This is a genomic window from Duganella phyllosphaerae (assembly GCF_001758785.1).
Taxonomy (GTDB): Bacteria; Pseudomonadota; Gammaproteobacteria; order Burkholderiales; family Burkholderiaceae_D; genus Rugamonas; species Rugamonas phyllosphaerae.
On record NZ_LROM01000152.1, the window covers coordinates 95,549 to 120,125 of the forward strand.

Below are 24,577 nucleotides of genomic sequence, written 5' to 3' on the forward strand. Positions count from 1 at the left end.
AGCGATAATCGACATTCAGAAGCTGCGGCGCCGCGATTTTCACTCCGCCCGCGCCCGCTTTAACCCCCTATAATACCTGCGATGAGCCAACCCAATCTGATTATTCTTGTCCTGTTCTACTCGCGTCACGGCGCTACCCGCAAATTGGCCGAGCTGATCGCCCAGGGCATCGAGAGCGTGCCGGGCTGCGACGCCCGCCTGCGCACCGTGCCTGCCGTCTCCACCGTCGTTGAGGCCACCGCGCCCGACGTGCCGCTCGACGGCGCGCCGTACGTCGAGCTGGACGACCTGGCCGAATGCGCCGGCATCGCGGTGGGCTCGCCCACCCGCTTCGGCAACATGGCCGCGCCGATGAAGTATTTTTGGGATGGTACTTCGGGCCAGTGGCTCGCCGGCGCGCTGGCGGGCAAGCCGGCATGCGTGTTTACATCCACCGGCAGCCTGCACGGTGGCCAGGAATCGACCCTGCTCACCATGATGGTGCCGCTGTTCCACCACGGCCTGATGGTCATGGGACTGCCCTACACCAACCCGGAACTGATGACCACCGCCAGCGGTGGCACGCCGTACGGCGCCAGTCACTGGGCCGGCCTCGATGGCGCCCGCCCGATCACCGACGACGAAAAACGCCTGGCCATCGCGCAAGGCCGGCGCCTGGCCGAAACCGCCGTCAAGCTCGCCGCCCGCTAGAGGAAAAACCGATGCACACCACCTTGCACAAGTATGTTCACTGGGGCGCCGTCGGCAGCCTGGGCCTGTTGATCGTGTGGTGCGTATTGTGGGAGATGGTGATCGCACCGCTGAAGCCGGGCGGCTCGTGGCTGGTGCTGAAGGCCGCGCCGCTGCTGCTGCCGCTGTACGGCGTATGGAAGCGCGACATCTACACCTTGCAGTGGACCTCGATGATGATACTGCTGTACTTCACCGAAGGCGTAGTGCGCGGCTGGAGCGACGCCGACCGCGACTCGGCCTGGCTGGGCTGGGGCGAGGCGATCATCGTCTGCGTGTATTTTGCCTGCGCGCTGCTGTACCTGCGGCCATATAAACGCGAGGCGAAAAAGCTGGCCAAGGAACTGCTCGACAAGGTAAAGGTTACCACGGTCAAATGACGGCTACCGGCAGCGCCTTCCTGGACCAGTGCCGCGCCATCGTCGGCGCCGACCACGTGCTCGAACTCGATGCCGACAAGGCCTCGTTCCTGACCGACCAGCGCGCGCGCTACACTGGCCGCGCGCTGGCCGTGCTGCGTCCGGCCACCACTGAACAAGTGGCCGCCCTGGTGCGCGCCTGTGCGCAGTACCGCGTGCCGATCGTGCCGCAGGGCGGCAATACCGGGCTGGTACTGGGCAGCGTGCCTGACACCGGCGGCGCGGCCGTGGTGCTGTCACTGGCGCGCATGAACGCCGTGCGCCAGGTCGACGCCGTCAACCGCACCATGACCGTTGATGCCGGCTGCATCCTGCAACAGGCGCAAGAGGCGGCAGCCGCACAAGGCTGCCTGTTCCCGCTGTCGCTGGCGGCCGAAGGCAGCTGCACCATCGGCGGCAACCTGGCCACCAATGCCGGTGGCACGGCCGTCCTGCGTTACGGTAATACCCGCGACCTGTGCCTGGGGCTGGAAGTGGTCACGCCGCAGGGAGAAATATGGAACGGCCTGCGCGGCCTACGCAAGGACAATACCGGCTACGACCTGCGCGACCTGTTCATCGGCGCCGAAGGCACGCTGGGCGTGATCACCGGAGCCGTGCTCAAACTATATCCGCAGCCGAAAGCGGCCATTACCGCGCTGGCGGCGCTGCCCTCACCGGTCCACGCGCTGCGACTGCTGGGGCTGATGCAGGACTTTTGCGGCGCCAGCCTGACCGGTTTCGAGTTGATGTCGCAGTACTGCCTGGAACTGGTGGCGCGCGAATTCCCGCAGCTGCAGCAGCCGTTCACGACGCCCCATGCGCAATACGTGCTGCTGGAGCTCTCGAGCAGCGAATCCGAAGAACACGCAGTAGGCTTGCTGGAACGGGCCATCGGCGCAGCTTTGATTAGCGGCGTGATCGACGACGCCGTGGTGGCCACGTCCATCGCGCAGTCGACCGGCCTGTGGCAACTGCGCGAGCATATTCCGCTGGCGCAGGCCAGGGCCGGCAAGAACATCAAGCACGACATCTCGCTGCCGGTCTCGCGCAGCGCCGACTTCATCGCTGCCACAGGCCCCAAGCTCGAGGCCGCCTTCCCTGGCTGCCAGCTGGTGTGCTTTGGGCACCTGGGCGACGGCAACCTGCACTACAACGTGGCCCCGCCCATGGGCGTGTCCAACGAGGAATTCCTGCTCAGGCAAGACGCCGTCAACCGCGTGGTGTACGACAGCGTGGAGAGCTTCGGCGGCTCGATTTCGGCCGAACACGGTATCGGCGCCCTGAAAAGAGACGAGCTGGTGCACCATAAATCGGCGGTGGAGCTGAACATGATGCGGGCCATCAAAGCTGCGCTGGACCCGCTCGGTATCATGAATCCCGGGAAAATTTTGTGAACGGGACCGCCATGCAACCTCATCTACCTCGTCTGTTAGTGCCTTGCGCCTTGTTGTGCGCGTTGAACGTGGCGCACGCGCAAGACATCCATAAATGCGTTGTCGGCGGCCAGGTCAGCTACAGCGATATGCCTTGCCCGGCCAACGCCAGCTCGGCCAGCACGCTGACCAGGCCATCGGCGCCCGCCTCCGATCCGCAAGCAGCAGCCAAACTGGCCCGCGCCCGCAAGGAGTCGGCCGCGCTGGAAAAAACCCGCCTGGCGCGCGACGAGCGCGAAGCCAAACTCGACGCCAGGGCGGCGCAGGTCGCAGCCACGCAGGAACGCAAGTGCGGCAAGCTGCGCCTCAATCGCCAGTGGGCCGAGGACGACGCGCGCCGCGCCACCGCTGCCACCATCGATAGCGCTCGACTGAAAGCCCGCCGTGCGGCCGAACTGCTGGCCATGGAGTGCAATCGCTGATGACCTCAATGGCGCCGGGACGGTTGAAAAGCTGGCTGCTGCTGGGCGAATGGCGCGCGCACCCGGTGCGCACGCTGGTGGCGGTGGCGGCGATCGCCATCGGCATCGCGCTCGGCTTTGCCATCCACCTGATCAACGCCGCCGCCTTCAACGAATTTTCCTCGGCCATCAAGGGCCTGTCCGGCGTGGCCGACGTGCAGGTGCGCGGCACCGAACCGGTCTTCGACGAGAACATCTACCCGGTGTTGGCAGCCCTGCCCGAGGTGGTGGTGGCCTCGCCGATCCTGGAAGTGGAAGCCTCGATTCCGGGCCAGCGCAGCGCGCTCAAAATTCTGGGCATCGACGTCTTCCGCGCCGGCTTCATCTCACCCGACCTGGTGGGCGCGCCGTCGGAAGAGCACCTGCAGGACACCATTTCGGACGACGCGATCTTCCTCTCCCCCGCCGCCCAGCAGTGGCTGTCAGCGCGGGAAGACAAGCCGCTGCAATTCCAGCTGGGCGTGGGCACGGTGGCGCTGCGCTACGCCGGCGCCCTGCAAAGCGCGCGCGCCGGCCAGCGCCTGGGCGTGATGGACATCGGCGCGGCGCAGTGGCGTTTCGACCGGCTGGGCAAGCTGTCGCGGGTGGACCTCAAGCTACGCGACGGCGTCAACCGCGACGTCTTCAAGAACACCTTGCAACAGCGGCTGCAACGCGACCACCCGGGCCGCTTCCTGGTCAACCAGCCCAACGACGAAGACCAGAGCAGCCGCAACGAAGGCATGAGCCGCGCCTACCGCGTCAACCTGACGGTATTGGCGCTGGTTGCCTTGTTCACCGGCGCGTTCCTGGTGTTTTCCACCCAGGCCCTGTCGGTGATCCGCCGCCGCAGCCAGTTCGCGCTGCTGCGCGTGCTGGGCATGGAACGGCGCCAGTTGCTGCGCCAGATCCTGCTGGAGGGTCTGTGCCTGGGCGTGCTGGGTTCGGCCATCGGCATCGCCGCCGGCTATGGCCTGGCCGCCACCGCCCTGCATTTCATGGGCGCCGACCTGGGCGCCGGCTTTTTCTCCGGCGTGCGGCCCACCGTGCATTTCACGCCGGTAGCGGCTGGCGTGTATTTCGCCTTGGGAGTGACCGTAGCGCTGCTCGGTTGCGCCGCGCCGGCGTGGGATGCGGCGCGCGCCAAGCCGGCCGTCGCGCTCAAGTCCGGCACCGAGGAAGCGGCAATCTCTCGCCTGGCCACGGTGTGGCCGCCGCTGGCCGGCATGGTCCTGGCGGCGCTGCTGTCACAGGCGCCGCCCATCTTCGAGCTGCCCATCTTCGGCTACCTGTCGATTGCGCTGCTCTTGATCAGCGTGATCGCGCTGATGCCGCGCCTCGCCGCCGCCGTCTTCCGCGCCGCGCACCGGCGCTGGAGCGTGGTCGTGGCCAGCCGCCCGGGCGCGTCACCGGTGCTCACGCTCACGCTGGCGCGCCTGGCCAACGCGTCGAGCCAGGCCGGCATCGCCTTGGGTGGCGTGCTGTCGAGCTTTAGCCTGATGGTGGCGATGGCGATCATGGTGTCGAGCTTCCGCGTATCGCTCGACGACTGGATGCGCCACATCCTGCCGGCCGATGTGTATGTGAGCACCGTCAGCGGCGGGGCCACGGCCGGGCTGCGGCCGGCGCAGCAACAGGCAATCGCCGCGCTGCCCGGCGTCGAGGGCACCGATTTCCTGCGCGTGCAGTCCATCGCGCTCGCTGCCGACCGCCCGGCCGTGGCGCTGATCGCGCGCGATGTCGACGCCAATGATCCCGCCAGGGTGCTGGCGATGGTGGGGGGAGTTCGCACGCCGGTTGCAGGCGAACCGCCGCCGGTGTGGGTTTCCGAGGCGATGATCGATCTGTACGGCATGGCGGTCGGCAAGCGCATCGAGCTGCCGCTGGCGGGCCGTCAGCATGCATTCACGGTCGCCGGCGTGTGGCGCGACTATGCGCGACCCACCGGTTCGATCCAGATGCGCCTCTCCGACTACCGCGCCATCACCGGTGACCCGGACGCCAGCAGCGTGGCGCTGTGGCTCAAGGATGGCGCCAACCAGCCCGGCATCGAGCGCGCCTTGAAGGCGCTGCCGTTCGCCGCCACCCTCGACATCAGCACCCCTTCGGACATCCGCGACATGTCGATGAAGATTTTCGACCGCAGCTTCGCCATCACCTATTTGCTCGAAGCGATCGCCATCGTGATCGGCCTGTTCGGCGTGGCCGCCACCTTTTCGGCCCAGACCCTGGCCAGGGCCAGGGAATTCGGCATGTTGCGCCACGTGGGCGTCACCCGCCGCCAGATCCTGGCCATCCTGGCCATCGAAGGCGGCTCGCTCACCGCGCTGGGCATCGCCACCGGCTTCGTGCTGGGCTGGGTGATCAGCCTGATTTTGGTCTTCGTGGTCAATCCGCAGTCGTTCCACTGGACCATGCAGCTGCACCTGCCGTGGGGCTTGCTGGCGGGGGTCGCCGCGCTGCTGCTGTCGGCGGCCGCGCTGACCGCGCTGCTGGCAGGGCGGCAGTCGCTGTCGGGCGGGCCGATCCGCGCCGTAAGGGAGGACTGGTAATGCAGCTTGTACGAATATTTTTGGCGGCGCTGCTGTGGTGTGTGGCAGGACCGGCACTGGCAGAGGCGCCCAGGTTCGCGTCCGTCACGCCGCTGGCGCGCGGCGCCGCGTTGACCTTCCCGCTCGATTACGGCGCCCATCCCGATTACAGGACCGAGTGGTGGTACGTCACCGGCTGGATCGAAACGCCAGACGGCAAGTCGCTCGGCTACCAGGTCACGTTCTTCCGCAGCGCCAGCGACCATGACCGCGCCAACCCCAGCCAGTTCGCACCCAGGCAGCTGATCATCGGCCACGCCGCGCTGTCCGATACCGCCAACGGCAAGCTGCTGCACGACCAGCGCAGCGCGCGCGAAGGCTTGGGGCTGGCCTACGCCAAAGTGGGCGACACCGACATCAAGCTCGACGACTGGCGCATAGCGCGCCAGCCCGATGGCAGTTACGCAGTCCACGTCGAGGCGTCCGGCTTCACCCTGGAACTGAAGCTGGCGCCGTCGCAGCCGGTGCTGGTGCAAGGCGTGGGCGGCTATTCGCGCAAGGGGCCGCGCCCCAGCCAGGCCAGCTATTACTACAGCGAGCCGCAGCTCACCACCACCGGCACCCTCACCCGCGCCGGCCAGGCGGTGGCGGTCAAGGGGGCCTCGTGGCTGGACCACGAATGGTCGTCGCAGGTGCTCGATACCGAGGCTGCCGGCTGGGAGTGGATTGGCGCCAACCTCGACGACGGCGGCGCCCTGATGGCATTCCAGATTCGCAGCAAGACAGGTGCTAAACTGTGGGCCCACGCGACATGGCGCGACGCTTCCGGTAAGATCACGCAGTTCGCGCCGGAACAGGTGGATTTCGCGCCGCAGCGGCGCTGGCGTTCGCCGCGCACCAAGGCCGAGTACCCGGTGGCCTTGCGGTTGACCACCGGCGCCACCATCTGGCAGGTGGACCCGTTGCAGGACGACCAGGAGCTCGATTCACGCCGCTCGACCGGCGCCGTGTATTGGGAAGGCGCGGTCCTGCTGCGTCGCGACGGCAAACGCGTCGGCCGCGCCTACCTCGAATTGACGGGCTATGTCCGCCCCATGAAATTATAGTAAACAGATAAGCCACACGATGACCAATAGCACCACCGCCAGCCCTGTCAACAGCAAGCCCGCCCAAACCCCGGCGCCGTCCACCGCGCGCGTCGCCGAAAAAGGCAGCATTGCCACCCTGCGCGGCCTGCTGCCGTTCCTGGCGCCGTACAAGCGCCAGTTCTTCATGGCCGGCCTGGCGCTGCTGGTCGCCGCCGCCGCCACGCTGGCGATTCCCGCCGCCTTCAAGCAGATGATCGACCTCGGTTTCGGCAGCGCTGCCAGCGTGCCTGGCGCCGTCGGTGACAAGAGCATCAAGCACGTGGACCTGGTGTTCCTGGCGCTGTTCGGCCTGGCCACCGTGCTGGCGCTGGCCACGGCCGCGCGCTTTTATACCGTCTCGTGGCTCGGCGAACGGGTGACCACCGACATCCGCGACGCCGTCTACAGCCACGTGGTCAAGCAAAGCCCGGAGTTTTTCGAAACCACCCAAACCGGCGAAGTGCTCTCTCGTATCACCACCGACACCACGCTGATCCAGGCCGTGGTGGGCACCAGCATCTCGATGGCGCTGCGTAATTCGCTGCTGTTCATCGGCGGCCTGGTGATGCTGTTCGTGACCAGCCCCAAGCTCTCTGCCATCATCATCGGCCTGCTGGTGCTGACCGTCCTGCCGATCATCATTTTTGGCCGCCGCGTGCGCAAGCTCTCGCGCGATTCGCAAGACCGCGTGGCCGACGCTTCCGCCATGGCTGGCGAAATCCTCAACGCCATGCCCACCGTGCAGGCCTTCACCCACGAAAAGATCGAAGCTAACCGCTTCAGCGCATCGGTGGAAGGCGCGTTCCAGACCGCCATGCGCCGCATACGAGCGCGCGCCATGCTGACCATGATCGCCATCGTGCTGGTGTTCGGCGCCATCGTGTTCGTGCTGTGGCTGGGCGCCCACGCCGTGATCAACGGCGAAATGACGGGCGGCGACCTGGGCCAGTTCATCCTGTACGCGTCCATCGTGGCCGGCGCCATCGGCGCGCTGTCGGAAGTGATGGGCGAAGCCCAGCGCGCCGCCGGCGCCACCGAGCGCCTGCTGGAACTGATGGCAGTCAAGTCGGCCATCGAGGCGCCGGCAAAACCGCTGGCGCTGCCGCCGCGCGCGGCCAATGGCGCGTCGCTCAGCCTCGACAACGTGACCTTCCTGTATCCGTCGCGCCCCGAATCTGCAGCACTGAGCAATCTGACGCTCGATATCAAGCCCGGTGAAACCGTGGCCGTGGTCGGCCCCTCGGGCGCCGGCAAAACCACGCTGTTCCAGCTGTTCCTGCGCTTTTACGATCCGCAGCACGGCGCCATCCTGCTCGACGGCGTCGATATCCGCCAGCTGGACCTGCACACGCTGCGCGGGGCGATCGGCATCGTGCCGCAAGACACGGTGATCTTCTCGGCCAACGCCATGGAAAACATCCGGTACGGCCGGGCCGACGCCACCGACGCCGAAGTGATCGCCGCCGCCAGGATGGCTGCCGCCCACGAATTCATCGAACGCCTGCCCACCGGCTACCAGTCGTTCCTCGGCGAGCGCGGCGTGCGCCTGTCTGGCGGCCAGCGCCAGCGCATTGCGATTGCCCGCGCGCTGCTGAAAAACCCGCCGCTGCTGCTGCTCGACGAAGCGACCAGCGCGCTGGACGCGGAATCTGAACGCCTGGTGCAAAGCGCGCTGGAAGCGGCCATGGTGGGCCGCACCACCGTGATCATCGCCCACCGCCTGGCCACGGTGCAGCGCGCCGACCGCATCATCGTCATGGAAGACGGCAAAATCGTCGAAACCGGCACTCACGCGTCGCTCGTCGCCCTGGGCGGCATCTACGCCAACCTGGCGGCGCTGCAGTTCCATACCGGGATCGCCTCACATTGACAGCCCCTCCTCGAAAGGGAGCACCTTGAACGACACGGAACTGCGCCAGACCTGCCACACCCTGCTGCCCGGCCATCGCCAGCTGACGCCGGCGCAGCTGTTTGCCGCCATGTCCGAGTGGTGCCAGGTCAACGAGGTCACCCACGACACCTACGGCTGCGGATCGCTGATCCAGGAATTCGAAGCCAAGGTGGCGCGCCTGCTGGGATTCGAATCGGCGCTGTTCTGCATCACCGGCACCATGGCCCAGGCGACTGCGCTGCGCCTGGCCGGCATGGAGCGCGGCAGCCGCCTGGTGGCGCTGCACCCCACCGCCCACATCCTCAAGCACGAACGCGGCAACCACCAGCTGTTCGACCATTTCCAGGCGCTGCAGATCGGCGACGCCAACCGTCCCTGGACGCTGGCCGACCTCGAAGGCATTCCCGACCAGTTGGGCGCCGCATTGCTGGAGCTGCCGATGCGCGAAATCGGCGGCCAGTGCCCGTCGTGGGACGAACTGGCCGCCATCAAGGACTACTGCCGCGCGCGCGGCATCCACCTGCACATGGACGGCGCGCGCCTGTGGGAAACCGCTGCCGCATATGACCGCGACGTGGCGCAGATCGCCGCCGGCTTCGATACCGTGTACGTCTCGCTGTACAAGGGCATCGGCGGCATGGGCGGCGCCATGCTGGCCGGCGATACGGCCTTTATCGACCGCGCCCGCGAGTGGTTCCGTCGCCAGGGTGGCAATGTGTATCAACGCACGCCATACGTGGCGGCCGCCGCCATGCAGTTCGACGCCCGCCTGGCCGCCATGCCCGACTATTTCAAGCGCACGCAATGGCTGTACCAAGAGCTGCGCAAGTATCCGTTGCTGGTGCCGAATCCGGCGCGTCCGCACGCCAACATGCTGCACCTGCATTTGCCGGTGTCACGCGACCATGCGCTCGACATCCGCAACCGCATCGCCAGCCAGCATGGCGTGTGGCTGTTCAACGGCGCCCAGCACGCGGCGCTGCCGCTGCGCTGCTACGTGGAGCTGTACGTGGGCGACAACCTGCTGTACCTGCCAGACGCGCGGGTGCACGAGATCCTGGGCCTGTGGACGGACGCACTGGCAGACCAGTAACACTTCCCATCTTTTTTCGCGCAATGTTTCGCTCAAAACAGCCTAACCGGCTACACTGCGCGCTGTTGAACGATATCACCGCACATACCATGACTTTCCAAGCACTGGGCCTGATCGCCCCCCTCCTGCAAACGCTGGACACCCTGGGCTACAAGCAGCCAACCCCGGTACAGAAGCAGGCGATTCCCGCCGTTCTCGCCGGCCGCGACCTGATGGCCGCTGCCCAAACCGGCACCGGCAAAACCGCCGGCTTCGCCCTGCCCATCCTGCAACGCCTGACACTGGAGGGCGAAAACGCCCCCACCGCCGTGCGCTGCCTGGTACTGGCGCCCACCCGCGAGCTGGCAGAACAGGTATTCGAGAGCTTCCGCAGCTACGGCAGCAACCTGCCGCTGCGCGCGGCCGTCGCCTATGGCGGCGTGCCGATCGAGCCGCAGATCGCCAAGCTGCGCAAGGGCCTCGATGTGCTGGTGGCCACGCCCGGCCGCCTGATCGACTTGCTCGACCAGGGCGCGGTGAGCTTCAAGCAGCTGCAAACGCTGGTGCTCGACGAAGCGGATCGCATGCTCGACCTGGGTTTCGAGCGCGATCTCGACATCCTGCTGGCAGCAATCCCGAAACAGCGTCAGACCTTGCTGTTCTCGGCGACGTTCTCGGACGACATCCGCAAGCTGACCAAGGGCCTGCTCAAGGCCCCGGTCACCGTGCAGATCGAAGCGAGCAATTCGATCTCCAAGTCGGTGCGCCAGTGGCTGATCCCGACCGACAAGCGCAGGAAACCCGAGCTGCTGCTGCACCTGCTGAACAAATTCGGCTGGCGCCAGGTGCTGGTGTTCGTCAAGACCCGCAAGGGCGCCGAGCTGCTGGTCAAAACCCTGCACGACCACGGCATCACGGCCGACACCATCCACGGCGACAAGACCCAGCCGGCCCGTCTGAAAGCGCTGGCCCGTTTCAAGAAAGCGGAAGTGCAGCTGCTGGTGGCAACCGACGTCGCTGCGCGCGGCCTCGATATCGAGGCGCTGCCGCAGGTGGTCAATTTCGACCTGCCGTCGGTGGCCGAAGATTATATCCACCGCATCGGCCGCACCGGCCGCGCCGGGCTGGAAGGCGAAGCGATCTCGCTGGTATGCGCCGATGAAGCCGACATGCTCAAGGCTATCGAAACCATGACGCGCCAGGTGATCGCGCGTTTCGAGGAACCGGGCTTCGAGGCCGACCACCGGGTACCAGAGACCGCGCCGGCCGCTGCTGCGGCTGCGGCCGCCAAAAAGGCGGCGGCAGCGGTGCCGGGCAAGAAGAAGCGGCCGTTTACCGGGCCGGCTGGCGGCAAGGCTGGCACGCGTGCGCCCTCTACCTTGGCAACTGGCAGCGGCAAGGCGGCGGCATCGGCTGGCGGTGGCAGGGCGACCACGGGCGGTGGCAAGCCGGTCACTGGCAACGGCAAGCCGGCGCCGCGTTCCCCGTCCGGTCCGGCTTCCGGTGGCGGCAAGCCTGCGTCGCGGGCCCCGGCCAAGGCGGCGGCGCCAAAAGGCGCCATCGTGGTCACTGGTGGACGCGGCGCCAAATCGCTGGCGCGCGCTGCCGGCAAGGTGACGGCGCAGGCGGGTGGCCGCAAGCCCAAGTCGGGCCCGCGCTCCTGATAAAATAGCGGTCTTCGGCGACCGGCGATAGCGCTGCAAAGCCGACACCGAGTGATCCGTCATTCCCGCGCAGGCGGGAATCCATAAACCTGTTGATCCGCGCCAGCTCAAGCCTGCCAACATCTTGTGCGCTCAGCATGCAGTCCCGCGTGCGCGGCGGTCCGCCGATGCGGAATGACGGGTGACGCGGTGACGGGGAGCCACCAATCAAGCATGGGCCGCAGCCCCGCATCACAAGCACCACGTTGGAGATTCAAATGAAGCAATACCTGGACCTGATCCAAACCATCCTCGACACCGGCAGCTGGCAGTACAACCGCACCGGCATCCGCACCCTCAGCGTTCCCGGCGCCATGATGCGCTTCGACCTGCGCGAAGGCTTCCCGGCCGTGACCACCAAGCGCCTGGCGTTCAAGTCAGTGATCGGCGAACTGTGCGCCTTCATGCGCGCCTCGCGCAACGCGGCCGAGTTCCGCGCGCTGGGCTGCAAGGTATGGGACCAGAACGCCAACGAAAACCGGCAATGGCTCGATAATCCGTACCGCCTGGGCGAAGACGACCTCGGTCCCGTCTATGGCGTGCAGTGGCGCCAGTGGCCCGGTTTCAAGCTGCTCGACGTCGACCAGCACGCGCAGATCGCCGACGCCCAGAACAGCGGTTACCGCCTGATCTCGCAGTTCGACGACAACGGCGCCACCAAGGTGCTGCTGCACAAATCGATCGACCAGTTGCGCGAGTGCCTCGACACCATCGTCAACAATCCGGGCAGCCGGCGCATCCTGTTCCACGGCTGGAACCCGGCAGTGCTCGACTCGGTCGCCCTGCCCGCCTGCCACTTGCTCTACCAGTTCATCCCGAATCCGACCACGCGCGAGCTGTCGATGTGCCTGTACGTGCGCTCGAACGACCTCGGTCTCGGCACGCCGTTCAACCTGGCCGAAGGCGCGGCCTTGATGCACCTCGTCGGCCGCCTGACCGGCTACGCCCCGCGCTGGTTCAGCTACTTCATCGGCGACGCGCACATTTACGAGAACCACCTGGACATGGTGCAGGAGCAGCTCACCCGCACGCCGTTCGCGGCGCCGCAGCTGCGCATCTCGGACCGCGTGCCGGACTTTGCCAAGACTGGCAAGTACGAGCCGGAATGGCTGGAAAAGGTCGAGCCATCGGACTTTTCGCTGGAAGGCTATGAGCACCACGCGCCGATCACCGCGCCGATGGCGGTATGACCGTCCATGGCACACGCCTCGACCTGATCCCCGGCACCCTGTGCGACGAACGCATGTGGTCGCGGCTGGCGCCACTGCTCGATGGTTACGACCTGCACCACGTGCCGCTGCATCAAGCACGCACGCGCGAGCAGATGCGCGAGCTGATTGCCCGGCACAGCGCGCCGAAAACCAACCTGGTGGGATTTTCGCTGGGCGCCTATCTCGCGATAGAGTACGCGGTGGCGCACCCGGAGCGCGTGAACACGCTGGTATTGATCGCCAACTCCTGCAAGGGCTTGCTGCCGACGGAAATCGAAGCGCGCAAGCGCATCGTCTCCATGCTGGAAAAAAATGCCTACTCGGGTATGACGCGCCACCGCCTGCGCGAACTGCTGCATCCCGATCACATGACCGACGCATCGATCACCGGCATGATCCAGCAGATGGCGGTAGACCTGGGCAAGGACGTGCTGCTGGCGCAATTTACCACCACCATCGACCGTGTCGATTACATGGACCAGCTGCACACGCTGCCGTTCCCGGTGCTGGTCGTCGGCGCCGAGGGCGACCAGCTGGTGCCTGCCGCCGACCTGCGCGACATGGCGGCGCGACTGCCCGATGCGCGGCTCGAGATGGTCGCCGAGCCGACCGGGCATATGATTCCGCTGGAGGCCCCAGGGGCGCTGGCTGCGCTGCTGCACGCGTTCTACCGCTCAACGACTTCTCCATAAAAAAAGCCTGCGATCAACGCAGGCTTTTTCAGCTTTACACCTTCTGGTTACGCCTTCTTGGCCAGGCCCAGCAAATCCACCACCCTCAACCCCGCCACATCCTTGGTCACGTCACCCACGAACGCCGCGCGACTAGGTTCGCCGTTCTTGAGCCAGGTGCGCACTGCCGTGCGGATTTGCTCCAGGCTGCACGTAAGCACCTCGGTGCGGAAGCGCTGGCGCAGGGCCTGGTCGATGCCGCGGCGTTTCAGGCCCCAGGCGTGCAGCACCTGGTCGTACGGCGAGTTGGGCTTGTCCATGCCCTTGATCACGCAGATGATCGCCTCTTCCAGCATCTCCTGCGAGAACTCGCCGGTGAGCAAGTCGTCGATCGCCGTGTCGAAGTCGGCATAGGTTTCGGCCAGGCGCGGATCGCGGTACGACGCCATCAGGAAGGTGCCGGTGCCGCCGTTGTAGCCGGCATTGCCGCCGTAGGCGCCGCCCTTCTCGCGCAGCGCCACGTGCAGCAGCTGGTTGGTCATCAGTTCGGCGGCGACGGCCAGTGCGGCGGCGCCATCTTCCTGCATCATCGGCGCGCGGTACGACACCACGCAGTGATTGATCTGGCTGACCGCGTGCAGACCGGCGTTTTCCAGCGCGATGGTGCCCAGCTTGGGCGCCACCGCCGGCATCGCAGCTTGCGACGCCGGCAGCTTGAGCAGGCGGCCCAAGTCTGCACCGTCGGTGCCGGCGCCGGCAGCGAGCACGGTCGGCGTGATGGCGATCACGCGGCGGTGCAGCGCGTTCAGGCGGCCGGCAATGTGCGCCAGGCCTTCCGGGGTTTTGCTCAGTTCCAGCAGCTCGCCCTGGAACGCCAGGCTGGCCGCGCCACTGACGATATCCTCGAAGCGGCGCAGCACCGACAATGGCGCGGCGGACGTCAACATGGCATAGCGATTGCCCGACTGCGCCAGGCCGTTCAGGCGGTCCTGCACCTGGCTGTCGATCAGGAACGCCAGGCGTTCATGTTCGTCGAAGCGTGCTTCGGCCAGGCTACGCGACACCAGTTGCGCGATGTTCTCGTGTTCTTCGCGCAAGCCGCTGGCGGCGAACCACAGCTCCATGCTCAAGTGGCCGCCCGGGTGCTGGGTCGCGTCGAAATTGAGGTCGTACGAGGGCGCCATGCGCTGGCGCCAGGCATCGGCGTCCTCGTAGTCCATGTCGCCCACGCCCAATTGGGTCACCAGGTCCACCCACAGGCGCAGCCACGGCCAGTCCTCGACCGCGAAGCCGGAAACGTCGTAGCTCACGCGCACATACGACAGGCCATTGGAGGCGATCTCGAACGGCAGCACGATGGCGTCGCCGGCATCGCCCAGCGGCGACGGCAGCGGCAACGCCGCGCGCGGCTCGGCACTGACGTCGGCCGGGCGTATGCGCGGCAGCACGTCGGAGTTCGACGGCAGCTGCTGGTGCGCTTCCAGGTCGGCCGATTCCTTTTCGATGCGGGCGCGCTCAAGATCGGTCAGGGCGCGGGTGCGCTCTTCCAGGCGGGCTTCCTCGATGGCGTCGCGCTTCTTGAAGTAGTCGGCGTCGGGCACCACGCGGGTGGTGAGGCGAGTCGGGTTGTCGAGCAGCTTGCGCACCAGGCCCTTGAAATACGCGGGATCGGCAATCGCCTGTTCCAGCTTGACCAGGTGTGCTTCGTTATCGAATGCCAGGAACACGTCGCCATCGCGCATCGACACCGGCAGCGCGTTCAAGAGGCGCGACAGGGCGTTGGGCATGCGCCCGGACGCGGTATCGCGCTGGCTGTAGCGCACGTCGCGCAGGGCCGCTTGCAGCGATTCGGTCGGCACGCCCTCTTCCGCAGCGCGTTCCAGCGCGGTCCAGATGCGGTCGCGCGCTAAATCGATCTGCGGTTCGGTCAGGCCTTCCATGCCGAGGTGGAAAATCATCTGGCGCGGGCCGTTGTCCTGGCCGTTGAGCGCGGACGGACGGCCGAAACCGGCCGATTCCATCGCCTTCATCACCGGCGACGACGAGTCGCCCAACAGGCCCGACGACAGCAAATAGGTATTGAAGTAGACGTCGATATCGGACGACTCGCCCATCAGCCAGGTGATCTGCACGCCGTGTTCGTCGGGCTTGGCGGTTTGCGACGGGATCCGCACTTCGTTCGATTTCGGCTCAGGCCAGGCAGCAGCCAGTTCCGGCAGCATGCGCGGCGCGTTCAATGCCGGCAACTTGGACAGCACCTTGTCTTCGATCTGCAGCTGCACATCCACCGCGCTGATGTCGCCGGCGGTCATGAACACGGCTTGCGACGGGTGGTAATGGCTGGCGTGGAAGTCCTTGAGCATCTGGTGCGTCAGCTCCGGGATTACCAAAGGATCGCCGCCCGATTCGACTTCGTACGTGGTGCCGGCCAGCAGGGTGTTTTCGATACCGCTGTACAGCGCGCGGATCGGATCGTTGAAGGCGCCCTTCATTTCGTTGAACACCACGCCCTGGTAACCGAGCTTGCCGTCCTTGAGGACGTAGCGCCAGCCTTCCTGCAGGAAGTTCAGGTAGTCGAGGTTGGGGAAGAAAGTGGCGTCCAGGTAGACGTCGAGCAGGTTATAGAAATCCTTGCTGTCGGTGCTGGAAAACGGGTAGACGGTGCGGTCGGCGTAGGTGAACGCGTTCATGAAGGTGGCCGTGGAACGGCGCATCATGGCGAAGAACGGGTCGCGCACCGGGTAGCGTTGCGAGCCGCACAGCGACAGGTGCTCCAGGATGTGGGCACGGCCGTCGCTGACGTCGGGCACGGTGGGGAACGCCACCAGAAACACCTTTTCCGCCTGGTCGCTGGCGAGGTGGATGTGGCGCGCACCGGTGCGCGGCGAGATGTATTCTTCCACGGTGGCTTGCAGCGCGGGGATCACGCGGCTGCCGATTTTTTCAAAAGTCGTCGTCATAGGCACTCGGTTGGGCTTTTCGTTGGGCTAAAAAAGCCGGATTTCAGAGGGGTTACATAGGACACAGTGTAACGCAGATCGGCAATCTCGTCGGAGGAGGCGTACGCCACGGGCCTGGCTTGGTGAAGCAAGCGGATTTCCGCGATAATGACGGCCATTGCAGCCCAATCAGTTAACTTTAGACTAACGCCATGAGCAATCTCATCATTATCGTCGCCACCGACCAGCAACGCGGCATCGGTATCAATAACAGCCTGCCGTGGAAGCTGCCCGAGGACCTCGCGCATTTCAAGCGCGTCACCACCGGCCACCCGATCATCATGGGCCGCAAGACGTTCGAGTCGATCGGCCGCCCGCTGCCCAACCGTCGCAACATCGTCGTCACCCGCAATGCGGACTGGCGCCACGAGGGCGCAGAGACGGTCGGCTCGCTCGAGGCAGCCGTGGCGCTGCTCGATGGCGCCGACGGCTACGTCATCGGCGGCGCCGAGATTTACCAGCAGTCGATGGGGCTGGCCGCCACCCTGATCGTTACCGAAATCGGCCAAACCTTCGCTTGCGACGCGTTTTTCCCGGAAATCGACCCGGCCGCCTGGCAGGAAACCGCGCGGGAAAGCCATGTTTCGGCTGCGTCCAGCCTGCCTTACGCGTTCGTCACCTACAGCCGGCGCGGATAAAATCGGCTTGTGGCCTATACAGGTGACGAAAATTAGCGATGCGTGTAACAATGCGGTCACACCGGTGCGGCATTCTGCCCGGGTTTGGCCGTATTTCGATATGATATTTTTTCCCCGCAGCGGCTGCATTTCTGCGAGAATCCCGTTCTTATTTTTTTCGGCGACCCTGTCAAATAGTGGTCGCGCCCAGGGCCGCCCCGATACACAAGTGATGGGCGGCTTGCTTTTTTGGAGACATGCATGAAATTTCGTTTCCCCATCGTCATTATCGACGAGGATTTCCGTTCCGAGAACACGTCCGGCCTGGGCATTCGCGCCCTGGCCGATGCGATGGAAAAAGAAGGCATGGAAGTGGTGGGCGTGACCAGCTACGGCGACCTGTCCCAGTTCGCCCAGCAGCAGTCGCGCGCGTCGGCTTTCGTGCTGTCGATCGATGACGAGGAATTCGGCGCCGGCTCCACCGAGGAAACCGACGTGGCCCTGAAGTCGCTGCGCGCTTTCGTCGAAGAGATCCGCCACAAGAACGCCGACATCCCGATCTACCTGTACGGCGAAACCCGCACCTCGCGCCACATCCCCAACGATATCCTGCGCGAGCTGCACGGCTTCATCCACATGTTCGAGGACACGCCGGAATTCGTCGCGCGCCACATCATCCGCGAAGCCAAGTCCTACCTCGACGGCCTGGCGCCGCCGTTCTTCCGCGCGCTGGTGGAATACGCCAACGACGGCTCGTACTCGTGGCACTGCCCCGGCCACTCGGGCGGCGTGGCGTTCCTGAAATCGCCAATTGGCCAGATGTTCCACCAGTTCTTCGGCGAGAACATGCTGCGCGCCGACGTCTGCAACGCCGTCGAAGAACTGGGCCAGCTGCTCGACCACACCGGCCCGGTCGCCAAGTCCGAGCGCAACGCCGCGCGCATCTTCAACGCCGACCACTGCTATTTCGTCACCAACGGCACGTCCACCTCGAACAAGATGGTGTGGCACTCCACCGTGGCGCCCGGCGACATCGTGGTCGTCGATCGTAACTGCCACAAGTCGATCCTGCACTCGATCATCATGTGCGGCGCGATTCCCGTGTTCCTGATGCCGACCCGGAACCACCTGGGCATCATCGGCCCGATCCCGCTGGCCGAGTTCTCGATGGAGAGCATCCGCCGCAAGATCGAAGCCAACCCGTTCGCGCGCGAAGCCGTCAACAAGAAGCCGCGCATCCTGACGATTACCCAATCGACCTACGACGGCGTGGTGTACAACGTCGAAACCCTGCGCGAACTGCTCGACGGCCAGATCGACACGCTGCACTTCGACGAAGCATGGCTGCCGCACGCCACTTTCCACGACTTCTACAAGGACATGCACGCGATCGGCAAGGACCGCCCGCGCGCCAAGGAGTCGATGATCTTCTCCACCCAGTCCACCCACAAGCTGCTCGCGGGCCTGTCGCAGGCCTCGCAAGTGCTGGTGCGCGAATCGGAGTCGGTCAAGCTCGATCGCGACGCCTTCAACGAGGCGTACCTGATGCACACGTCCACCTCGCCGCAATACTCGATCATCGCCTCGTGCGACGTCGCTGCGGCCATGATGGAAGCGCCGGGCGGCACCGCGCTGGTGGAAGAATCGATCCTGGAAGCGCTGGACTTCCGCCGCGCCATGAAAAAGATCGACGCCGAGTGGGGCAAAGACTGGTGGTTCAAGGTATGGGGTCCGCAGGACTTCGCCGAAGAAGGCATCGGCTCGCGCGAAGACTGGGTGATCAAGGCGGAAGACGACTGGCACGGCTTCGGCAACCTGGCGCCCAACTTCAACATGCTCGACCCGATCAAGGCCACCATCGTCAACCCGGGCCTGTCGCTAGACGGCCAGTTCTCGGACTCCGGCATTCCGGCCTCGATCGTCACCAAGTACCTGGCCGAACACGGCGTGATCATCGAGAAGTGCGGCCTGTATTCGTTCTTCATCATGTTCACCATCGGCATTACCAAGGGCCGCTGGAACACCTTGTTGACGGCGCTGCAGCAGTTCAAGGACGACTACGACAAGAACCAGCCGATGTGGCGCATCCTGCCCGAGTTCGCAGCCGCCAATCCGACCTACGAGTCGATGGGCCTGCGCGACCTGTGCCAGCAGATCCACGACTTCTACAAGGCCTACGATGTGGCGCGCCTGACCACCGAGATGTACTTGTCGGACATGATCCCGGCCATGAAGCCGTCGGACGCATTCGCCAAGATGGCGCACCGCGAAATCGAGCGCGTGGCGATCGAGGACCTGGAAGGCCGCATCACGTCGATCCTGCTGACGCCTTATCCGCCGGGCATTCCCCTTTTGATTCCCGGTGAGCGCTTCAACAAGACCATCGTCGATTACCTGCGCTTCGCGCGCGACTTCAACGAGCGCTTCCCCGGCTTCGAGACCGATGTGCACGGCCTGGTCAAGCGTGAAGTCGATGGCAAGCGCGGTTACTTCGTCGATTGCGTTAAGCAGTAAGCACCACAGTAAAAGAGCGGCCGAAGCCGCTCTTTTTTTATGCTAAATTGCGTCCGAGGGCATCTCGCCCGCACGTTCCTGTCGTTTGCAGGCCAAGAAAGATAAAACACATGCGTCTGATCATTGCACTGCTGCTGCCGTGGCTCACCTTCTTCACCATCGGCCGCCCTATCGCCGGCATCATCTGCCTGATCCTGCAGGTCACCCTGATCGGCTGGCTGCCAGCGGCGATCTGGGCCGTGTATGCGCTGAGCCAGTACAAGACCGACCAGAAAATCCGCGACGCCCTGGGCCGCTGATTCGGTCCATCCAGCTTACCCTGCCACGCCAACCGTCAACGTCGCCACATAGCCATCGGTGACGTTGCCGGTTATGCTCACCACTTGCAGCGCAGCGCCGTCGCCAAACACATTGTCCGTCGCCAGGCTGATGGCTGCCATATTGCGCACGCTGGCGCTGTAGCCGGTGGTCGCATACACCGCGTTGCTGGCCGCGTCCGGAAACGCCAACTGCGAGGTCTTGATGCGGTTCGAGGCACTGGTCGCAGCAGTGAGCGACCGGTACACCTCGAAATGCACATGCGGCACCCGGCCCGCGTAACAGCCCGGATAAATCGTCGTAAATCCCAGATTGCCACTGCTGTCGCTCACCTGCACCCCGCGCAGGTAGTTTTGCGTCGTCACGCCACTTGAATACAGCGAATAGTTGCCGTCCCGGTCGCAGTGCCACAGGTACACCGCGTAGCCATCGAGCGCCGCGCAGCTGCCGTTCACGTTGACGATTTGCAGCTTGATGGTCAACGGCACGCCGGCTGCGCTGCCGGTGGCGCCGTTGAAACTGCTGCGGATATCGCTGCGCACCACGCCCGACTGCGTGAGCACGTTGACCACGCCGGCGGCGTTGCTGTTGGTGCCGTCGGCCGGATAAGGGCCACCGGTCTCTTCGGGAATCACCGAGCACGAACCGGTCGGCGTGGTGGTGGTGGGAGTGGTGGTGGTGGTGGTGGTGGCGCCGCTTGCTGGCGCAGTGGTGGCCGTGGTGGCCGCGCTGTCGGTGTCGGAGCCGCCGCCGCAGCCGAGGAGCGGCAGCGCCGACGCACCAGCGAGCAGCCAGCGCAAGCTCTGGCGGCGGTCGCTGCTCAGGTCGAGCATGGCGGCCAGGTCGGCGGCCAGGCTGTGGTCGTGGTGACTGTGGTAGTCATGGTGGTCGTGGTTATGCATGAGACTGCTCCCTGTTGATGTGTTCTGATTATTGTCCCGCTGCACCAGGTTAAGTCTCGTAAAGCCACGGTAAAACCAGGTAAAGATGCCGTTTTGACAGTCTATTTCCACAAAGCAGCTTCATGTAAAACCGGGTAAAACGCTGCTTTGGCCTTGGCGCCGCTGTTATGATGGGCGATCCCCATCCAGAGAATCGCTGCACATGAAGAGCAAAGTACTGCTGATAGACGACGACATCGAGCTGGTCGGCATGTTCAAGGAATACCTGGAACAGGAAGGTTTCGAGGTCAAGGCCGTGCACGATGGCGAGGCTGGCACCATCGAGGCCAGCACCGGCGCTTATGCGATCGCCATCCTCGACGTCATGATGCCGCGCATGAACGGCCTGGAAACCCTGCGCCGCATCCGCACCAACAGCCAGTTGCCGATCCTGATGCTCACCGGCCGCGGCGACGATACCGACCGCATCGTCGGCCTGGAACTGGGCGCTGACGATTACGTCGCCAAACCGTGCACCCCGCGCGAGCTGACGGCGCGCATCCGCGCCATCCTGCGCCGCGCCCACAGCGTGCCGGCCGAGAGCGGCAACGCCTCGGCCATCGTGGTGGGCCAGCTGACCATGTGGCCGGAACAGCGGCGCGCCACCTGGGCCGGCGGCAAGCTGGAGCTGACCAGCACCGAATTCAACCTGCTCGAAGTGCTGGCCCGCAACGCCGGCCGCCCGGTCAGCAAGAACACCCTGTCGGAACAGGGCCTGGGCCGACCGCTGGCCCGCTTCGACCGCAATATCGACGTTCACCTCTCGAGTCTGCGCCACAAGCTCGGCACCATCGCCGACGGCCGTTCGTGCCTGCAAACCGTGTACCGCCTGGGCTATCAGCTGATCAAGGAGTAAGCCTGTGGGCCGTTTGTTCTGGAAGTTCTTCGTGTGCATCCTGCTGGCGCAACTGGCGGCCACCGTGGGCATCGGCGGCGCGGTGTGGCTCAAGAACCGCAACCAGCAGGCCGAGCAAACCGACATCGATACCAGCCCGCCGGCGGAGATGGCGATCAATTCCGCTGCCGCCACGCTCGAGTTTGGCGGCGCCAATGCGCTCAAGCGCATGCTGGAAAACATGGACCGCCGCCGCGTGTACGCCGTCAACGATGCCGGCCGCGAGCTGCTGGGCCGCATCGTCAGCGATGCCATGCTGCGCGAATCGCGCGCCCTGCTGCGCGACGAAGAGCGGCGCCGCGTGGTGCGCCATGTCTATGATCCGCAAGGCAACCGCTACCTGCTGTTCCTGCCGTCGTCGGAACGGATGCGCGGCTACGACAAGGAGCGCTCGCTGCTTGGCATTAACGACCGCGATTTGCGCATGTTCATGAACCGCGAGGGCATGCCCGGTGGGCAACCGAACCGGGCAGGTCAAGGCGGACCAGCAGGCCAGGCGAATCCGGGCGGAGCCCCTGGCGGCGATATGCGCGGACCGATGGGCCCGCGCTTCCAGCCACTGACGCCGTGGGTACCGCTGGCGGCGGCCGTGCTGGCCAGCCTGCTGTTCTCGTTCCTGCTGGCCTGGTATTTCTCGCGCCCCATCCGCGCGCTGCGGCAGGCGTTCGACGCTGCCGCCGGCGGCGACCTGTCGCCGCGCTTTGTCAATGCCGCCGGCAAGCGCGGTACAGAACTCAACGACCTGGGCCGCGACTTCGACCGCATGACCGCGCGCCTGCGCAGCCTGATCGACGGCCAGACCCGCCTGCTGCACGACGTCTCCCACGAGCTGCGCTCGCCGCTGGCGCGCCTGCAGGCCGCGATTGGCCTGGCGCACCAGCAACCGGACAAGATGGCCGCCTCGATGGCGCGGGTGGAACGTGAAAGCGTGCGCATGGACAAGCTGGTCGGTGAACTGCTGACCCTGGCCAGGCTGGAAGCCGGCGCCATCAAGGCCGCGCAGGAAGACATCAGCATGGCCGACCTGATCGACCAGGTAGCCGACGACGCCCGCTTCGAGGCCGCCAGTGTGCAACGCAGCGTATCGCAAGATGGCGAGGCCGACGTGGTGGTGGTCGGCCAGACCGACCTGCTGGGCCGCGCCATCGAAAACGTCGTGCGCAACGCCATCAAACACAGCCCCGACGGTGGCGAGGTGCAGCTGCACGTGCAGTCGCTGCATGACCAGCGTCGCCTGTCGATCCGCGTGCTCGACCGGGGTCCCGGTGTGGCGCCAGCCGAACTGGACACCATTTTCCACCCCTTCTTCCGCTCCAGCAACGCCAGCACCGAGGGCCACGGCCTGGGGCTGGCGATTGCCCAGCACGTGATCGAGGCGCATGGTGGTACGATACGGGCCTCCAATCGCGAAGGCGGCGGGCTGTGCGTGGAAATTATCCTGCCGGTCAAGCCGCAGTAAATCATGACTGAATTGTTCGCTCCACGGCTGCGCCATGGCGTGCTGGAATTTCCGGTCCACCACATGCGTGGCGGCACCTCCACCGGGCTGGTACTGTGGGACCGCTGGGCGCCAGCCGATGTGGCGCTGCGCGAAGAACTGCTGCGCCACCTGATGGGCGTGCCGCTGGCCGGGCAGAACGACCGCAACAAGCAAATCACGGGACTGGGACGCGGCGGCCCCACCAGCAACAAGGTGTTTTTTGCCGATATCGAACGCAGCAGCGATGGCGATGGCGACGTACTGGTCAGCACACTGGCGCAGCTGGCGCACAACCACGGCGCCATCGACTGGAGCGTCAATTGCGGCAATATGTCGGCGGCCCTGCAACTGTGGGCGCTCGATAGCGGCATGGTCAGCTCGGCAGCCGACCTGCAGATCCGCAATACCAACACTGGCGTCACCACCGTCTCGCGCATGCAAACCAGGCCGGACGGCAGCTTTGTCGCCGCCGAGATTCCCGGCGTCGATGGCGCCTGGCCTGCGGTGGACCTGTTCATGCAGTCGCCGGTCGGCGCCAAGACCGGGCGCCTGCTGCCCACCGGCAGCGCAGTCGATGTGATCGACGGTTATTCGGTGTCGTGCGTGGATGTGGCGGTACCGATGGTGATCTGCGATGCGGCCGAGCTGGGCAAGACTGCGCGCGAATCGATCGCCGAACTCGACGCCGATCCCATCTTCAAGCAAACCCTGAAACGCCTGTGGGTCACGGCCGGCCTGCGCATGGGCTTGCAGCGCCGCGACGGCAGCCCGATGACCGAAGACGACCTGGCGCGCAGCGAGACCATCCCGAAAATCTGCATCGTCGGCCAGCCGCAGGCGAGCGGCAATATTGCCGTGCGCTACTTCACGCCGCAAATGGGCCACGCGTCGATGGCGGTGTCAGGTGGCTGCTGCCTGGCGGCGGCCTGCCTGGTACCTGGTTCGGTGGCGCAGCGGGTAGCGCGCGGCCTGCCCGTGCTCGGAGGCGAGTTTGGCGACGTGGAAGTGGGCATCGAGAACCCGGCCGGCATCCTCGACGCCACCGTGGTGGCGCGCATGACCGGCGGACTGCCCGAGATTCGCAGCGCCGCCTATCGCCGCAGCGCGCAGGTGCTGCTGCGCGGCCATGCGCCGTTGTACCGTGCGTCCCGCGCGCTGATGGCCGGCATCATGGAGCGGGTGGCCCGGTAAGACGGACCCGCCCTCCCGGGCCAGCCTTCACGCCGTCGTATCGATGATGGAACCGACGGTGTCGTAGCGCGACCTGGCGGCGCTGGTGCTGGTGCCGGTTGCCGTATCGGTCGTGGCGGTATCGGCAGCCGTGGCCGCTGCGGCCTGCTGTTGCTGGGCCTTCTGCGCCGCCTGCGCCTGTAATTGGGCGATCTGCTGCGCGATGGCTTCCACCTGCGTCTGCAACAGCTTGGCTTTGGCCTGGCCTGCCTCCGACGTATCCTTGCTCGCTTGCGTCAAATCCTTTTGCAGGGACTGCATCTGCTTTTGCAGGTTGGCGATGGTGCTGCTTTCCGACGAAACGCTGCTGGCGCTTGCCGCTGCCGAACTCGATCCCACTGCTGATACCATGTTTGCTCCCTCAACTGTATTGT

The 24,577-nt window shown here is 65.5% G+C and carries 20 protein-coding genes; 17 read left to right on the forward strand and 3 right to left on the reverse strand.

The window, feature by feature from the left end; all coding sequences use genetic code 11:
• The first annotated feature begins 81 nt into the window (after window positions 1-81).
• From wrbA to DUPY_RS25895, 11 genes are all read left to right on the forward strand, one after another.
• The gene (gene wrbA / locus DUPY_RS25845) at window positions 82-690 is read left to right on the forward strand and encodes an NAD(P)H:quinone oxidoreductase (protein WP_070252013.1); all 609 of its coding nucleotides are present in this window, start codon (window positions 82-84) and stop codon (window positions 688-690) included.
• An 11-nt stretch (window positions 691-701) separates the two neighbouring features.
• On the forward strand, window positions 702-1,109 hold the full coding sequence (locus tag DUPY_RS25850) for a DUF2069 domain-containing protein (protein WP_070252014.1): 408 nt from the start codon (window positions 702-704) through the stop codon (window positions 1,107-1,109).
• Complete coding sequence (locus tag DUPY_RS25855; RefSeq protein ID WP_070252015.1) at window positions 1,106-2,524, forward strand: FAD-binding oxidoreductase; 1,419 nt, start codon at window positions 1,106-1,108, stop codon at window positions 2,522-2,524. Before DUPY_RS25850 ends, DUPY_RS25855 begins: the two co-directional genes overlap by 4 nt.
• 11 nt (window positions 2,525-2,535) lie before the next feature.
• Window positions 2,536-2,985: a DUF4124 domain-containing protein gene (locus DUPY_RS25860; RefSeq protein ID WP_070252016.1), complete on the forward strand. Its 450-nt coding sequence runs from the start codon at window positions 2,536-2,538 to the stop codon at window positions 2,983-2,985.
• Window positions 2,985-5,555 (forward strand): FtsX-like permease family protein, encoded by a 2,571-nt coding sequence (locus DUPY_RS25865; protein ID WP_070252017.1) that lies wholly within the window; start codon window positions 2,985-2,987, stop codon window positions 5,553-5,555. Before DUPY_RS25860 ends, DUPY_RS25865 begins: the two co-directional genes overlap by 1 nt.
• Window positions 5,555-6,640 carry a lipocalin-like domain-containing protein gene (locus DUPY_RS25870; protein ID WP_070252018.1) on the forward strand — a complete coding sequence of 362 codons (1,086 nt, stop codon included), beginning with the start codon at window positions 5,555-5,557 and terminating at the stop codon, window positions 6,638-6,640. The genes DUPY_RS25865 and DUPY_RS25870 overlap by 1 nt, the downstream gene beginning before the upstream one ends.
• A 19-nt stretch (window positions 6,641-6,659) precedes the next feature.
• On the forward strand, window positions 6,660-8,531 hold the full coding sequence (locus tag DUPY_RS25875; RefSeq protein ID WP_070252019.1) for an ABC transporter transmembrane domain-containing protein: 1,872 nt from the start codon (window positions 6,660-6,662) through the stop codon (window positions 8,529-8,531).
• Between the two features lie 25 nt (window positions 8,532-8,556).
• Window positions 8,557-9,645 (forward strand): threonine aldolase family protein, encoded by a 1,089-nt coding sequence (locus DUPY_RS25880; RefSeq protein ID WP_070252020.1) that lies wholly within the window; start codon window positions 8,557-8,559, stop codon window positions 9,643-9,645.
• A gap of 89 nt (window positions 9,646-9,734) precedes the next feature.
• Window positions 9,735-11,288 (forward strand): DEAD/DEAH box helicase, encoded by a 1,554-nt coding sequence (locus tag DUPY_RS25885; RefSeq protein WP_070252124.1) that lies wholly within the window; start codon window positions 9,735-9,737, stop codon window positions 11,286-11,288.
• Window positions 11,289-11,545: 257 nt separating this feature from the next.
• Window positions 11,546-12,517 (forward strand): thymidylate synthase, encoded by a 972-nt coding sequence (locus tag DUPY_RS25890; protein WP_070252021.1) that lies wholly within the window; start codon window positions 11,546-11,548, stop codon window positions 12,515-12,517.
• Window positions 12,514-13,230, forward strand: coding sequence for an alpha/beta fold hydrolase (locus tag DUPY_RS25895; protein ID WP_070252022.1), 717 nt, complete (start codon window positions 12,514-12,516; stop codon window positions 13,228-13,230). Before DUPY_RS25890 ends, DUPY_RS25895 begins: the two co-directional genes overlap by 4 nt.
• A gap of 47 nt (window positions 13,231-13,277) precedes the next feature.
• Here the strand turns inward: DUPY_RS25895 and DUPY_RS25900 are convergent, their stop codons facing one another.
• Entirely contained in the window at window positions 13,278-16,169 is a 2,892-nt protein-coding gene (locus tag DUPY_RS25900; protein ID WP_070252023.1) for an insulinase family protein, read from the reverse strand.
• A 191-nt stretch (window positions 16,170-16,360) separates the two neighbouring features.
• Between DUPY_RS25900 and DUPY_RS25905 the strand changes: the two genes are divergently transcribed.
• The 3 genes from DUPY_RS25905 (at window position 16,361) to DUPY_RS25915 (ending at window position 19,638) form a co-directional block, all read left to right on the forward strand.
• Window positions 16,361-16,846: a dihydrofolate reductase gene (locus DUPY_RS25905; protein ID WP_070252024.1), complete on the forward strand. Its 486-nt coding sequence runs from the start codon at window positions 16,361-16,363 to the stop codon at window positions 16,844-16,846.
• Between the two features lie 240 nt (window positions 16,847-17,086).
• Complete coding sequence (locus tag DUPY_RS25910; protein WP_070252025.1) at window positions 17,087-19,339, forward strand: arginine/lysine/ornithine decarboxylase; 2,253 nt, start codon at window positions 17,087-17,089, stop codon at window positions 19,337-19,339.
• Window positions 19,340-19,449: 110 nt separating this feature from the next.
• Window positions 19,450-19,638: a YqaE/Pmp3 family membrane protein gene (locus DUPY_RS25915; RefSeq protein WP_070252026.1), complete on the forward strand. Its 189-nt coding sequence runs from the start codon at window positions 19,450-19,452 to the stop codon at window positions 19,636-19,638.
• Window positions 19,639-19,653: 15 nt separating this feature from the next.
• On the opposite strand, the gene DUPY_RS25920 is transcribed toward DUPY_RS25915, so the two are convergent.
• Entirely contained in the window at window positions 19,654-20,559 is a 906-nt protein-coding gene (locus tag DUPY_RS25920) for an intradiol ring-cleavage dioxygenase (protein WP_070252027.1), read from the reverse strand.
• Window positions 20,560-20,761: 202 nt separating this feature from the next.
• On the opposite strand from DUPY_RS25920, the gene DUPY_RS25925 reads away from it, so the two are divergent.
• From DUPY_RS25925 to DUPY_RS25935, 3 genes are read left to right on the forward strand one after another with little or no spacing between them, the layout of a single operon-like run.
• A complete protein-coding gene (locus DUPY_RS25925) occupies window positions 20,762-21,454 on the forward strand; it encodes a response regulator transcription factor (RefSeq protein ID WP_070252028.1) in 693 nt (230 codons plus the stop codon).
• A gap of 4 nt (window positions 21,455-21,458) precedes the next feature.
• Entirely contained in the window at window positions 21,459-22,952 is a 1,494-nt protein-coding gene (locus DUPY_RS25930) for a sensor histidine kinase (protein ID WP_070252029.1), read from the forward strand.
• Between the two features lie 3 nt (window positions 22,953-22,955).
• On the forward strand, window positions 22,956-24,164 hold the full coding sequence (locus tag DUPY_RS25935; RefSeq protein WP_070252030.1) for a PrpF domain-containing protein: 1,209 nt from the start codon (window positions 22,956-22,958) through the stop codon (window positions 24,162-24,164).
• A 27-nt stretch (window positions 24,165-24,191) separates the two neighbouring features.
• Here the strand turns inward: DUPY_RS25935 and DUPY_RS25940 are convergent, their stop codons facing one another.
• The gene (locus tag DUPY_RS25940) at window positions 24,192-24,554 is read right to left on the reverse strand and encodes a FlxA-like family protein (RefSeq protein ID WP_070252031.1); all 363 of its coding nucleotides are present in this window, start codon (window positions 24,552-24,554) and stop codon (window positions 24,192-24,194) included.
• Between the last annotated feature and the right edge of the window lie 23 nt (window positions 24,555-24,577).

Excerpts from the sequence above, each read along its gene's own strand:
- wrbA (WP_070252013.1), top strand. The coding sequence starts at position 82 with ATGAGCCAACCCAATCTGATTATTCTTGTCCTGTTCTACTCGCGTCAC.
- DUPY_RS25850 (WP_070252014.1), top strand. The coding sequence starts at position 702 with ATGCACACCACCTTGCACAAGTATGTTCACTGGGGCGCCGTCGGCAGC.
- DUPY_RS25855 (WP_070252015.1), top strand. The coding sequence starts at position 1,106 with ATGACGGCTACCGGCAGCGCCTTCCTGGACCAGTGCCGCGCCATCGTC.
- DUPY_RS25860 (WP_070252016.1), top strand. The coding sequence starts at position 2,536 with ATGCAACCTCATCTACCTCGTCTGTTAGTGCCTTGCGCCTTGTTGTGC.
- DUPY_RS25865 (WP_070252017.1), top strand. The coding sequence starts at position 2,985 with ATGACCTCAATGGCGCCGGGACGGTTGAAAAGCTGGCTGCTGCTGGGC.
- DUPY_RS25870 (WP_070252018.1), top strand. The coding sequence starts at position 5,555 with ATGCAGCTTGTACGAATATTTTTGGCGGCGCTGCTGTGGTGTGTGGCA.
- DUPY_RS25875 (WP_070252019.1), top strand. The coding sequence starts at position 6,660 with ATGACCAATAGCACCACCGCCAGCCCTGTCAACAGCAAGCCCGCCCAA.
- DUPY_RS25885 (WP_070252124.1), top strand. The coding sequence starts at position 9,735 with ATGACTTTCCAAGCACTGGGCCTGATCGCCCCCCTCCTGCAAACGCTG.
- DUPY_RS25890 (WP_070252021.1), top strand. The coding sequence starts at position 11,546 with ATGAAGCAATACCTGGACCTGATCCAAACCATCCTCGACACCGGCAGC.
- DUPY_RS25895 (WP_070252022.1), top strand. The coding sequence starts at position 12,514 with ATGACCGTCCATGGCACACGCCTCGACCTGATCCCCGGCACCCTGTGC.
- DUPY_RS25900 (WP_070252023.1), bottom strand. The coding sequence starts at position 16,169 with ATGACGACGACTTTTGAAAAAATCGGCAGCCGCGTGATCCCCGCGCTG.
- DUPY_RS25905 (WP_070252024.1), top strand. The coding sequence starts at position 16,361 with ATGAGCAATCTCATCATTATCGTCGCCACCGACCAGCAACGCGGCATC.
- DUPY_RS25910 (WP_070252025.1), top strand. The coding sequence starts at position 17,087 with ATGAAATTTCGTTTCCCCATCGTCATTATCGACGAGGATTTCCGTTCC.
- DUPY_RS25915 (WP_070252026.1), top strand. The coding sequence starts at position 19,450 with ATGCGTCTGATCATTGCACTGCTGCTGCCGTGGCTCACCTTCTTCACC.
- DUPY_RS25920 (WP_070252027.1), bottom strand. The coding sequence starts at position 20,559 with ATGCATAACCACGACCACCATGACTACCACAGTCACCACGACCACAGC.
- DUPY_RS25925 (WP_070252028.1), top strand. The coding sequence starts at position 20,762 with ATGAAGAGCAAAGTACTGCTGATAGACGACGACATCGAGCTGGTCGGC.
- DUPY_RS25935 (WP_070252030.1), top strand. The coding sequence starts at position 22,956 with ATGACTGAATTGTTCGCTCCACGGCTGCGCCATGGCGTGCTGGAATTT.
- DUPY_RS25940 (WP_070252031.1), bottom strand. The coding sequence starts at position 24,554 with ATGGTATCAGCAGTGGGATCGAGTTCGGCAGCGGCAAGCGCCAGCAGC.